The organism is Rhodoferax ferrireducens (assembly GCF_003347515.1).
Lineage (GTDB): Bacteria > Pseudomonadota > Gammaproteobacteria > Burkholderiales > Burkholderiaceae_C > Rhodoferax.
Map to the genome: position 1 here is coordinate 287,776 of NZ_QEII01000290.1, position 11,925 is coordinate 299,700.

The window sequence follows — 11,925 nt, forward strand, 5'->3', positions numbered from 1 at the left end:
TCAAAGCGCGGCGACCAGTTCGGGCACAGCCGTGAACAAATCGGCCTCCAGCCCATAGTCCGCCACCGAGAAGATAGGCGCTTCCGGGTCTTTGTTGATCGCCACGATCACCTTGGAATCCTTCATGCCGGCCAGGTGCTGAATGGCACCGCTGATGCCGCACGCCACATACAGCTGCGGCGCCACAATCTTGCCGGTCTGCCCCACCTGCCAGTCGTTGGGCGCGTAGCCCGCATCCACCGCCGCACGGCTGGCTCCCATCGCGGCCCCGAGCTTGTCGGCCAGCGGGGTCATGACTTCCATGAACTTCTCATTGGAGCCTAGAGCCCGGCCACCCGAGACGATGATCTTGGCCGCGGTCAGTTCGGGGCGGTCATTTTTGGCGATTTCACTGCCCATGAAGGCGGATTGGGCACTGGCCTCGACGGCGGCAAGGCTCTCCAGCGCAGCAGAACCACCGGTGGCCGCGGCCGGATCAAACCCCGTGCTGCGCACGGTCAGAACTTTGATGGCGTCCAGGCTCTGAACCGTGGCAATGGCGTTGCCCGCGTAGATCGGGCGCTCAAAAGTGTCTGGGCTATCAACCTTGGTGATGTCAGAGATTTGACCCACATCGAGTTGGGCCGCCACGCGTGGCGCGATGTTTTTGCCACTGGCCGTAGCAGGGAACAAGAGGTGGCTGTAGTTGGCGGCGATAGCCAGTACTTGGGCGGCCACATTTTCAGCCAGTCCATTGGCAAAGCCATCGCCCTCGACATGGAGAACCTTGGTGACACCGGCGATCTGAGTCGCCGCAGCGGCGGCAGAAGCGGCATCTAAGCCTGCCACCAGCACGTGTACCTCCCCCCCGCATTGACTGGCGGCAGTCACGGTGTTGAGGGTGGCGCCCTTGAGGGTGGCGTTGTCATGTTCGGCAATAACTAAGGATGTCATGAATTTGCTCCTGGCAAGCTTGTCATTGCGGGCTTGACCCGCAATCCACAGTGGCGTGCCACGATGGATCCCGGATCCTGATCCGGGATGACGGGATTAATTAGATTACTTTGGCTTCGTTTTTCAGCTTGGCAACCAGCGTGGCGACGTCTGGTACCTTGATGCCGGCGCTGCGCTTGGGGGGCTCGCTCACACGCAAGGTCTTGATGCGCGGTGTCACGTCGACACCCAAGTCTTCGGGCTTGAAGATGTCCAACTGCTTTTTCTTGGCCTTCATGATGTTGGGCAAGGTGACGTAGCGTGGCTCGTTCAAGCGCAGGTCCGTGGTGATGATGGCCGGCAGGCTGATGGAGAGGGTCTCGGAGCCGCCATCCACTTCGCGGGTGACACGGGCCTTGCCATCGATCACTTCAAGCTGGCTGGCAAAGGTGGCTTGCGGCAAATCACAAAGACCCGCCAGCATCTGGCCGGTCTGGTTGCAGTCGTCGTCAATGGCCTGCTTGCCCAGGATGATGAGGCCGGGTTGTTCCTTGTCCACCAGCGCCTTGAGCAACTTGGCCACCGCCAGGGGTTGCAGTTCGGCTGTGGTTTCAACCAGGATGGCACGATCCGCGCCGATGGCCATGGCCGTGCGCAGGGTTTCCTGGCATTGGGTCACACCGCAGGACACGGCGATGACTTCAGTTGCCACGCCTTTTTCCTTCAGGCGCACGGCTTCTTCGATCGCAATCTCGTCAAACGGGTTCATGCTCATTTTGACGTTGGCGATGTCAACGCCGCTGTTGTCCGATTTGACCCGAACTTTCACGTTGTAATCTACAACGCGTTTGACTGCTACAAGTATTTTCATGAGGGTGTTCTCCGTGCGTTTCAGAAGGCTGCAATACCGGTGATCGCGCGACCAAGAATAAGTGCATGGACGTCGTGGGTGCCTTCATAGGTGTTGACCACTTCCAGGTTCACCAGGTGCCGTGCAACGCCGAATTCGTCACTGATGCCATTGCCGCCCAGCATGTCGCGCGCGGTGCGGGCAATGTCCAACGCCTTGCCGCAGCTGTTGCGCTTCATGATGGACGTCGCCTCCACGGCGGCCGAGCCCTCGTCTTTCATGCGTCCCAGTCGCAAACAGCCCTGCAGGCCGAGTGAGATGTCGGTCAGCATGTCGGCCAGTTTTTTCTGGATCAGCTGGTTCGCGGCCAGGGGTTTGCCGAACTGTTGGCGATCGAGCACATACTGGCGTGCACGTTGAAAGCAGTCTTCGGCGGCGCCGAGCGCACCCCAGGCAATGCCGTAACGGGCCGAGTTCAGGCAAGTGAACGGGCCCTTGAGTCCGCGCACGTCAGGAAAGGCGTTTTCTTCCGGGCAGAAAACCGCATCCATCACGATTTCGCCAGTGATGCTGGCGCGCAGGCCCACCTTGCCGTGGATGGCGGGGGCGGAGAGGCCTTTCCAGCCTTTTTCCAGCACGAAGCCGCGGATGGAGCCCTCATCGTCCTTGGCCCACACCACGAACACGTCGGCGATCGGGCTGTTGGTGATCCACATCTTGGCGCCGCTCAGGCTGTAGCCGCCGGGCACTTTGCGCGCGCGCGTGATCATGCTGCCCGGGTCGGAGCCGTGGTTCGGCTCGGTCAACCCGAAGCAGCCGATGGACTCGCCGGTGGCAAGCCTGGGCAGGTACTTCTGTTTTTGCGCCTCGGTGCCGAACTCGTTGATCGGTACCATGACGAGTGACGATTGCACGCTCATCATCGAACGGTAGCCCGAGTCGATCGCTTCGACCTCGCGTGCGACCAGGCCGTAACACACGTAGTTCAGACCCGCGCCGCCATAGGCTTCAGGGATGGTGGCGCCCAGCAGGCCGAGCGCCCCCATTTCCCGAAAGACGGCCGTATCGGTTTTTTCCTGGCGGAAGGCCTCAACGATGCGCGGCGCCAGACTGCTCTGGCAGTAGGCACGCGCGGCTTCGCGCACGGCGCGTTCGTCATCGGTGAGTTGGCTGTCGAGCAAAAGCGCGTCCTGCCATTGAAATTTGGCGTTTGAGGTTTTGGTCATGGTTGAAATAATTAGGGGTCAATGATCGAAAAGTGGTCCGGGCATCAGGCTGCGCGCAATCACCAGTTGCTGTATTTGGCGGGCAACCTCGAACCCGGCCATCACCTTTACTTCCATGGTCAGCCCCATGCCCCCGTGGGCTTCGGGAGTGGACACGCCAAAGAGACCCAGTTCCTTCATGTCTCGCACTATTGTCTTGGGGATTTGGTCGGTTTCGCCAACGCAGGCCTCATGCGGCACCCGCTTCTCGCGCACAAAGCGCGCAAGGGTGTCGAGCAACAGACTGGGGGGGTCCGAGTCTCTGATCATGGGTTTTCCCGGTGCTTTACTTGACGTATTTGCGGAACTCGGGCTTGCGCTTTTCGCGGAAGGCATTACCGCCCTCGGCCGACTCGGGGGTCTCGTAGTACATTTTGAGCGCATGCATGGCCAGGCCGCCCATGCCGCGGATCATTTCGGTGTCCACGTTGAAGGACTTCTTGGCCAGGGCGATGGCGGTCGGGCTCTTTTCGAGGATTTCCTCGCACCACTTGCGCACTTCGGCGTCGAGCTGGTCGTGCGGCACCACGGCGTTGACCAGGCCCATCTCCAGCGCTTGCTGCGCGTTGTAACGGCGGCACAGGTACCAGATTTCGCGGGCTTTTTTCTCGCCCACCACGCGCGACAGCAGGGCCGTGCCAAAGCCGGGGTCGACCGAGCCGACCTTGGGGCCGACCTGGCCGAGCTGGGCATTTTCAGAAGCGATGGCCAGGTCACAAATGGTCACCAGCACGTTGCCGCCGCCAATGGCAAAACCATTCACGCGGGCAATCACGGGCTTGTTGCAGTCGCGGATGGCGCTTTGCAGTTCTTCAATCGGCAGGCCAATGACGCCACGGCCACCGTAGCCACCGTCCTGGGTGCTCTGGTCGCCGCCGGTGCAAAACGCCTTGTCGCCGGCACCGGTCAGCACCACCACGCCAATGCTTTTGTCCCAGTCCGCATCCTTGAAGGCGTGGATCATTTCTTCACAGGTATTGGCGTTGAAGGCGTTGTAGGCCTTGGGCCGGTTGATGGTGATGGTGGCAATGCCGTCTTCCTTGGTGTAGAGGATGTCGGTGAAGTTGGGAGATGTGCGTTCCATTTGGATTTCCTTGTTGAGTGAATAAGCGGTATGCGAGTGCGGTGTCAACCAACCATGGTCAGACCGCCCGAGACGCTGATGACCTGGCCGGTGATGAAGGCCGCGTCGTCGCTGGACAGAAAGGCAATGGCGCCGGGCAAATCACCGGGCTGGCCCAGGCGGCCAAACGGAATGGCGCGCGCCAGGCCCTGGCGCAGCTTGTCGGCTTGCTCGCCCTCGCCGGCAAAGTCCGCGAACAGCGCGGTGTCGGTGGGGCCGGGGCAGACCACGTTGACGTTGATCTGTTTGCGCGCCAGTTCGCGGGCGATGGTCTTGGAAAATGCGATCATGCCGCCCTTGCATAGCGCATACACCGATTCGCCCGAGGAGCCGACGCGGGCCGCGTCCGAGGCGACGTTGACCACCCGGCCCCGGCCGCGCTCGGACATGCCCGCGAGCACGGCGTGGTGCATGTGCAGCGAGCCATAGAGGTTGATGGCGACAATCTGCTCCCACAGCGCCTTGTCGGTTTTGAGGAAGTTGCCGGCCCGATCCCAGCCGGCGTTGTTGACCAGCACGTCGATGGGACCCAGCGCCGCCTCGATGGCGGCCACGCCGGCAATCACCTGCTCCTGCTGCGTCAGGTCGACCACAAAGGCCTGCGCCTTGCCGCCGGCCGCGATGATGTCCTTGACCACGCTGTCAGCGGCGGCCGGGTTGATGTCGACCACCGCCACGCGGGAACCTTCCTCACCGAAACGCTTGCAGGTGGCCGCGCCAATACCGCCGCCGCCGCCGGTGACGATCACCACTTTGTCTTTAAGTCCACGCATTACTTTTTACTCCTGTTAAAAATCAAAAAATTATCTGTCCGGGTCGCTTCATCGCTTACGATGGCCGCTGTCCTGTTCGCCGAACCATTCAATGCCCGATTTGCACATCAAGAAAAACTACGCAGCTCAGGAGATCAACAACCGCTTGTTCTTTCGTCTGTTTCAAGTGGCCAATACACTGCATACCAAGGGGGCGCAAGCGCTTGAGGAATTCGGTGTCACGACGCAACAATGGTCGGTGTTGGGGGCGCTGTCGCGGCCACAGGTGCTTGACGGCATGTCGATTGGCGATTTGTCGCGGTTTTTGCTGGTGAGTCGCCAGAACTTGACGGGGCTGCTCTCGCGTCTGGAGCGTGATGGCCTGATTGAGCGCGTCACCAGCGAGGACGACCGGCGTTCGCGCAAAGTCAAGCTCAGCGCGCAGGGCGCGGTGCTGTGGAAAAAGTTGCAGGAGCCGATCCACAACTTCTACGACCAGGCCTTGAAAGACCTGTCGTTTGATGATCGGCTGGCGTTTATTCATTACTTCACGAAGCTCCAAACCAACATGTCCAAGCTTTAGGTCAGGCGCATGCCCGACTTTTCACGCGCAATGATCATCTTCATGATGTTGGCGGTTCCGTCACCAATCTGCAGTCCCAGCACGTCGCGGTAGCGCTGGGCAAACGAGTAGTCGCTGGCATAGCCGCCGTGGCCATGCGTGAGCAGGCACTGGTGGATGATTTCGCAGGCCAGCTTGGGGCCCCACCATTTGCACATGGCGGCTTCGGCGGTGTGGGGCTTGCCCTCGTCCTTGAGCCACAAGGTGCGCAGGCAGTGCCAGCGCAGCGATTCAAGATAGGTTTCGGCTTCGGCCAGCGGAAAGGTGACTCCCTGACGCTCAATGATGGGCTGGCCAAAGGTTTCGCGGCCTTTGGCGTACTCCCAGCTTTCATCGAGCGAGGCACGCGCCACACCCAGGCATTGCAGGCCAATCAGCGCGCGGCTGTAGTCGAAGCCCTGCATCACCTGAATGAAGCCTTTGCCCTCATCGCCCAGCATGTGGTCCGCCGGGATGCGCACGTTGTCAAAAAAGATCGAGCCGCGCCCGACGGCGCGGGTGCCTACGTCATCGAACGCGGTGCGGGTCAGGCCCGGCAAATCCATGGGCACCAGGAAGGCGCTGATGCCTTTGGCGCGGTCAGCGTCCGTGCCCGTGCGGGCAAACACCACCGCCACATCGGACTGGTCAGCCAATGAGATGGAGGTTTTTTCACCATTGATCACAAAGTGCTCGCCATCGCGAACGGCCTTGAGCTTCAGACGCGCGGCGTCTGACCCGGCGCTGGGCTCGGTCAATGCAATGGCGACCAGTTTGTCACCCGCCAGAATGGGTTTGAGCCAGCGCTCCTTCAAATACTCCTGCGCATGGGTGGAGATGATCTGGCCGCACAGGGAGGTCAGCAGATTGATGTAGGACATATTGAAGTCACCATAGGCAATCTGCTCCAGCAGCAGGCCACTGGTCACGCAGTCCACACCCAGACCGCCGTAAATCTCAGGCAACTCGGGGCCGAGAAAGCCCATTTCACCCATGGCCTTGACCAGGGACCGGTCCACGCGGGCGGTTTTATCACCCACGCGATACCCCGGCGCCAGTTTTTGCTTCGCAAAGCGGCGAGCGCTCTCCACCAGTGCCTGCTGGTCATCACTCAGGTTGAAGTCCATTCCAGTCTCCTTTTATTTCAATGACTTTAGTTTAAGAATGAAGCATAAACAATGTCAATATATTTACTTAATTTTTTTTAGGAAAAATGGTGTCAACTTGTTTTTTAATCCATTATCTTCTGGAATATAAGGGAAATCCATAGGTGTCAATGCCTTTTTTCATGCTGGAATAGGCTTGCAAATATGTTCATATGACAATACATTGTCGTTACTGCGTTTTTTGTAGAAGAGGGTGTGCGCTGATATTTCGCACCCAATCACTGAAGGAAAATCCCTGTGCAATTCGATCCGGTTTTGATTTCACCCCGCCAAACGGCCATGACCGCTGCGGGCTTTTGGCGCCACCAGACCCTCAACCATTTTCTGGCCCAGGCACTGAGAAACTGCCCCACGCACACGGCGGTGGTGGCTTACCGCGCGGATGCTGCTGAGCCGGTGCGCCTGAGCTACCAGGCCCTGGACCGGCAGGCCGATCGCATCGCCCGCGGTTTGGTCGCGCTGGGGGTCGGCCACAGTGATGTGGTGAGTTGGCAGTTGCCCAACTGGTGGGAGTTGATTGCGCTGTCGCTGGCTTGCGCGCGCATTGGCGCTGTGGCCAATCCGATCATGCCGATCTTCCGCCAGCGCGAACTGAAGTTCATGCTGGACTTTGGCGAGTCTAAAGTCTTCATCGTGCCAAAAGCATACAAAGGCTTTGATTACGAAGCCATGGCCAATGGCATGCGCCATGAGCTGCCATTTCTGCAGCACCTGGTGGTGGTGAATGGCGAAGGCGCCAACAGTTTTGAGCAGCTGCTGTTGCGCGACGACACCCCCGCGCTGCGCGGTGAGGGCTTGCTGCCCGACGATGTCTGTCTGCTGATGTACACCTCGGGCACCACCGGCGAACCCAAGGGGGTCATGCATACGTCCAACACGCTCTTTTCCAACTTGCACGGCTTTATCGAGGCCTACGAATTGACCCGGAAGGATGTGATCCTGGGGGCATCTCCCATGGCGCACCTGACCGGCTTTGCCTATCTGGCGCTGGTGCCGCTGGTCATCAACGCCACCACCGTGCTGCAAGACATCTGGGAGCCCCGCCAGGCCCTGGAAATGATCCGTGCCGAGGGCATCACGTACAGCATGGCGTCCAGCCCCTTTGTCGCCGACTTGTGCAACGCAGCCGAAGCGGGTGGCCCGGTCTCGCCCCAGTTTGCCAATTTCTGCTGCGCGGGCGCGCCGATTCCACCGGTGCTGATCGAGCGGGCCCGCAAGGTGCTGGGCCTGGCCGTCAGTTCGGCCTGGGGCATGACCGAGTGCGGTGCCGTGACCGTGACCGAGCCCAGCCGCACGGATGAAAAATCCGGTTGCACCGATGGCCGTCCGCTGCCGGGCATTGAATTGAAGGTGGTGGATGCCGATGGCCAGTCGCTGCCGGCGGGACAAACCGGCGGCTTGCTGGTGCGGGGCTGCTCCCTGTTTGGCGGCTACCTGAAGCGCCCGCACCTGAATGCCACCGACGCCGAGGGCTGGTTTGAGACCGGCGACATGGCCTTCCTGGACGCCGAAGGGTATGTGCGCATCAACGGCCGCAGCAAGGATCTGATCATTCGTGGCGGCGAAAACATTCCGGTGATGGAAGTCGAGAACCTGCTTTACAAGCATCCAGCCGTCGCCACGGTGGCGATTGTGGGCTACCCCGATGCGCGCCTGGGCGAAAAGGCCTGCGCCTTTGTGGCGGTCAAGCCCGGCCACAGCTTCTCGCTGGAGGAGATGGGCCGCTATCTGTCAGAGCAGCAGGTGACCCGGCAATACCACCCCGAGCGGCTGGAACTCATGGAAGACTTGCCGAAGACCCCCAGTGGCAAGCTGCAAAAATTCAAACTGCGGGAAGCGGCGAAGGCTTTCGGCGGGAACCCCTGAGCTTGGCTATGAAAATCGACCCTGCGCATGGCATTTGAGCAGGGGTATCTGATTCACGCAGGAGATATTTTTGAGCAACCTACTGTCTGCTTTCCGGCTCGCCACCCTGCCCGCCGGGACGAACCCGTTTCGCGCCGAGGTGAAGGCCTTTCTCAAATCCAGCCTTGAGCCGACGCCTGCCGACATCCGGGCCCGTTCATGGATGGGCTTCAATGCCGTCTTCAGCCAGAAGCTGGCCACACGGGGCTGGGTCGGCGTGACCTTGCCGGCGCAATACGGTGGTGCCAGCCTGGACGCCTTCTCGCGTTTCGTGCTGGTGGAGGAACTGCTGGCCGCCGGTGCCCCGGTTTCCGCGCACTGGATCGCCGACCGCCAGAGCGGGCCCCTGATCCTCAAGTTCGGCACGGAGGCGCAACGCCAGTTCTATCTGCCCAAAATTTGCGCCGCCGAGGCGTTCTTTTGCATTGGCATGAGCGAGCCCAACGCCGGCTCCGACCTCGCCAGCGTCGGCACCCGGGCCACGCGCTGTGAAGGAGGGTGGCGACTGAACGGGCGCAAGATATGGACGACCAACGCGCAGCACTGCCATTACATGATCGCCCTGGTGCGTTCGTCAGGCGAGCCGCAGGACCGGCAAAAAGGCTTGTCGCAGTTCATTGTCGACCTGTCATTGCCCGGCGTGACGGTGCGCCCGATCCGGGATTTGACGGGTGACGCGCATTTCTCGGAAGTGTTTTTCGACGACGTGCTGCTGGCTGAGGACGCGCTGATCGGCCAGGACGGCAGCGGCTGGGCTCAGGTTAATGCCGAACTGGCCTTCGAGCGCAGCGGACCGGAGCGGGTGTACTCCAGCATCGTACTGCTGGAGCACTGGATCACCTGCCTGCGCCGCGGTCCGGATGCGTCTGCCCACGCCGCCACCATCGGCCGCTTTGCCACGCACCTGGCCACGCTGCGAAACATGTCGATCGCCGTCACGGCCAAGCTCGTCAACGGGGAAAGCCCGTTGGTCGAAGCGGCCCTGGTCAAGGACATTGGCACCGAATTCGAGCAGAGCATTCCCGCTGTGATCGAAGCCGCCATCGCCATGGACCCGGGCGCTCTGGTCGACGCCGAGTTGTACCGCGCCGTGGCTTATGTGAGCCAGGTGGCGCCCACCTATTCCCTGCGCGGCGGCACGCGCGAGATCCTGCGCGGCATGATCTCGCGCGGTCTGGGCCTGCGTTGAAAACGAAAGTATTCCATGTTTGCACAAGCGATTGAAAACATTCTCCAGGACCAGTGCACGCCCGCCGTGGTGCGCGCGATTGAAGCGGGCGGCCCGACCGCTGCGCTGTGGCAGGCGGTAGAGGGCGCGGGCTTCCTCGAACTGCTGGCGTCCGAGGCCGCTGGCGGAGCCGGCCTTGCGCTGGCCGAACTGTTCCCGATCCTGCGCAGCTTCGGCCGCTACACGGTGCCGGTGCCGGTGGCCCAGACGATAGTGGCGCGTGCGCTGTTGGGGTCGCAGTGTGCGATGCCCAGCGGCATGATCACACTGGCCGCTGCGTTGCAGCGCGAGACCGGTGGCGCCATTGTGTGCCCCTTGACGCCTTACGGCCAGGTGGCCGATTTCGTGCTGGCCCGAGACGGCGATGCCTTGTTGCTGCTGCCCGCTGCATCGGCGCAGTGCGAGACGACCGGCGTATACGGGAGCCTGACGGCCAGCCTGCGTTGGCCCGATGAGCGCATCGCAACTCGTGTGCCCGGCGCGGGCCCGTTGCTGCCGGCGTTCGCGGCGGCCTTGCACGCCGCCCTGCTCAGCGGGGCCATGACCCGCGTGTTCGAAATGACACTGCAACACTGCAATGACCGCGTCCAGTTCGGCAAAACGCTGGGCAAGTTCCAGGCGGTGCAGCACCAGTTGAGCGTCATGGCCGAACACGTCGCTGCTGCCTCGATGGCAGCCGAAGCGGCTTTCCGCACCGACGCTGCGGCACCGTCCCTGCTCGCCGCCGCCATGGCCAAGTCCCGCACCAGCGAGGCGGCGGTGCTGGTTGCCTCCATCGCGCATGCGCTGCACGGCGCGATTGGCGTTGCCGAAGAATACGACCTGCAATTGCTGACCCGGCGCCTGCACGAGTGGCGCATGGCCCACGGCTCGGAAGTGCACTGGAACGTATTGATCGGCAATAGCGTGTTGGCTGCTGACGTGTCCATCGTCGATTTTGTGCGCGCTGTTTAAGAGAGCCAGTACACTACCGTTTCCAGGCATCGCCCGCGATGCGTTGTCGGTGGGTCATCATGTCAACATCACTTGGGGTAACCGTATGTCGAGAGTGTTTGGGTTTGTCTACGGCGTTGCTTGTTACCTGTTTTTCTTCGCCGTGTTCCTTTACCTCATCGCCTTCATCGCCGACATCCCGGTGGCCGGCTGGGTACCCCAGACCGTGACCCATGGCGCGCCTGCGGGCGGCTTCTCTGCGGCCATCATGAACATCTTCTGGTTGTCATTGTTTTGTCTGCAACACAGTGTCATGGCCCGCGCCGGGTTCAAAACCTGGATCGAGCGTTGGGTCCCCCGGCATGTGGAGCGCAGCACCTATGTGCTCGCCTCAAGCCTGGTGCTGGCCCTGGCGATGTGGCAGTGGCAACCCATTGAAGGCAGGGTCTGGCAGTTCGAGGGTGTGCTGGCGCACTATGTGCTCTGGGGGTTGTTCGCTTTCGGTTGGGTACTGATTTTCGTGGCGACTTTCCTCACCGATCATTTTGACCTGTTCGGGCTGCGTCAGGTCTATTTGCACCTGGCGCGCAAGACCTACTCGCACGTTGAGTTCAAGACCGTGTTTCTTTACAAGTGGGTGCGTCACCCGATGATGTTGGGCCTGCTGATCGCCTTCTGGGCCACGCCGGTGATGACGCTGTCGCATCTGCTGTTCTCGATCGTCATGTCGATCTACGTTTTCATCGGTATCCACTTCGAGGAGCGCGGCCTGCTGCGCGTCCTGGGTCAGGATTACGCCGAGTGGCGCAGCAAGACACCGATGGTGCTACCGTTCTGAGGCGCAGCTCGCGCCTGGATTAATTTAACTCAAAGGAGACTGTTTCATGCAGAAGTTTGTGATTGAACGCGAGATTCCCGGCGCCGGGAAAATGTCCGCAGAGGAGCTGCGGGGCGCCGCGCAGCATTCCAACCAGGTGCTGCAGGGGCTTGGTCCGGACATCCAATGGGAGCACAGCTATGTGACGGGAGACAAGATTTTCTGTATCTACAGCGCGCCTAGCGAGGATTTGATTCGCGCCCATGCGCAACAGTCGGGCTTCCCGGCCAACAAAATCACGCTGGTGGCAAGCATCATCGATCCGACGACGGCCGACAGCTGAAGTAGCCGGCTGCGGGCCTCAACGCCCGCG

Annotated in this window: 13 protein-coding genes; 6 read left to right on the forward strand and 7 right to left on the reverse strand. The window is 61.1% G+C overall.

The window, feature by feature from the left end:
- The 6 genes from C5P05_RS18945 to C5P05_RS18970 all read right to left on the reverse strand — a co-directional run bounded on the left by C5P05_RS18945 (nucleotide 1) and on the right by C5P05_RS18970 (nucleotide 4,923).
- Nucleotides 1-933 (reverse strand): electron transfer flavoprotein subunit alpha/FixB family protein, encoded by a 933-nt coding sequence (locus tag C5P05_RS18945; RefSeq protein ID WP_114971369.1) that lies wholly within the window; start codon nucleotides 931-933, stop codon nucleotides 1-3.
- A 100-nt stretch (nucleotides 934-1,033) separates the two neighbouring features.
- A complete protein-coding gene (locus C5P05_RS18950; RefSeq protein WP_114971370.1) occupies nucleotides 1,034-1,783 on the reverse strand; it encodes an electron transfer flavoprotein subunit beta/FixA family protein in 750 nt (249 codons plus the stop codon).
- Nucleotides 1,784-1,803: 20 nt separating this feature from the next.
- Nucleotides 1,804-2,988, reverse strand: coding sequence for an acyl-CoA dehydrogenase (locus C5P05_RS18955; protein ID WP_114971371.1), 1,185 nt, complete (start codon nucleotides 2,986-2,988; stop codon nucleotides 1,804-1,806).
- Between the two features lie 18 nt (nucleotides 2,989-3,006).
- Nucleotides 3,007-3,297, reverse strand: a complete 291-nt coding sequence (locus C5P05_RS18960) for an acyl-CoA dehydrogenase family protein (RefSeq protein ID WP_114971372.1) — start codon at nucleotides 3,295-3,297, stop codon at nucleotides 3,007-3,009.
- A 16-nt stretch (nucleotides 3,298-3,313) separates the two neighbouring features.
- Nucleotides 3,314-4,111, reverse strand: a complete 798-nt coding sequence (gene badI / locus C5P05_RS18965) for a 2-ketocyclohexanecarboxyl-CoA hydrolase (protein ID WP_114971373.1) — start codon at nucleotides 4,109-4,111, stop codon at nucleotides 3,314-3,316.
- 44 nt (nucleotides 4,112-4,155) lie between these two features.
- Complete coding sequence (locus tag C5P05_RS18970; RefSeq protein ID WP_114971374.1) at nucleotides 4,156-4,923, reverse strand: glucose 1-dehydrogenase; 768 nt, start codon at nucleotides 4,921-4,923, stop codon at nucleotides 4,156-4,158.
- Between the two features lie 91 nt (nucleotides 4,924-5,014).
- Between C5P05_RS18970 and C5P05_RS18975 the strand changes: the two genes are divergently transcribed.
- Nucleotides 5,015-5,485, forward strand: coding sequence for a MarR family winged helix-turn-helix transcriptional regulator (locus C5P05_RS18975; protein WP_114971375.1), 471 nt, complete (start codon nucleotides 5,015-5,017; stop codon nucleotides 5,483-5,485).
- Here C5P05_RS18975 and aliB read toward each other — a convergent pair.
- Complete coding sequence (gene aliB, locus C5P05_RS18980; protein ID WP_114971376.1) at nucleotides 5,482-6,630, reverse strand: cyclohexanecarboxyl-CoA dehydrogenase; 1,149 nt, start codon at nucleotides 6,628-6,630, stop codon at nucleotides 5,482-5,484. The two genes, C5P05_RS18975 and aliB, sit on opposite strands and share 4 nt — an antisense overlap.
- 276 nt (nucleotides 6,631-6,906) lie before the next feature.
- Between aliB and aliA the strand changes: the two genes are divergently transcribed.
- The 5 genes from aliA to C5P05_RS19005 all read left to right on the forward strand — a co-directional run bounded on the left by aliA (nucleotide 6,907) and on the right by C5P05_RS19005 (nucleotide 11,895).
- Nucleotides 6,907-8,535, forward strand: coding sequence for a cyclohexanecarboxylate-CoA ligase (gene aliA / locus C5P05_RS18985; RefSeq protein WP_114971377.1), 1,629 nt, complete (start codon nucleotides 6,907-6,909; stop codon nucleotides 8,533-8,535).
- A gap of 70 nt (nucleotides 8,536-8,605) precedes the next feature.
- The gene (locus C5P05_RS18990) at nucleotides 8,606-9,763 is read left to right on the forward strand and encodes an acyl-CoA dehydrogenase family protein (RefSeq protein ID WP_198674783.1); all 1,158 of its coding nucleotides are present in this window, start codon (nucleotides 8,606-8,608) and stop codon (nucleotides 9,761-9,763) included.
- 15 nt (nucleotides 9,764-9,778) lie between these two features.
- Nucleotides 9,779-10,756: an acyl-CoA dehydrogenase family protein gene (locus C5P05_RS18995; protein ID WP_114971379.1), complete on the forward strand. Its 978-nt coding sequence runs from the start codon at nucleotides 9,779-9,781 to the stop codon at nucleotides 10,754-10,756.
- A gap of 85 nt (nucleotides 10,757-10,841) precedes the next feature.
- Nucleotides 10,842-11,573 (forward strand): methanethiol S-methyltransferase, encoded by a 732-nt coding sequence (gene mddA / locus C5P05_RS19000; protein WP_114971380.1) that lies wholly within the window; start codon nucleotides 10,842-10,844, stop codon nucleotides 11,571-11,573.
- 46 nt (nucleotides 11,574-11,619) lie between these two features.
- Nucleotides 11,620-11,895 carry a DUF4242 domain-containing protein gene (locus tag C5P05_RS19005; RefSeq protein WP_114971381.1) on the forward strand — a complete coding sequence of 92 codons (276 nt, stop codon included), beginning with the start codon at nucleotides 11,620-11,622 and terminating at the stop codon, nucleotides 11,893-11,895.
- Nucleotides 11,896-11,925 lie beyond the last annotated feature (30 nt).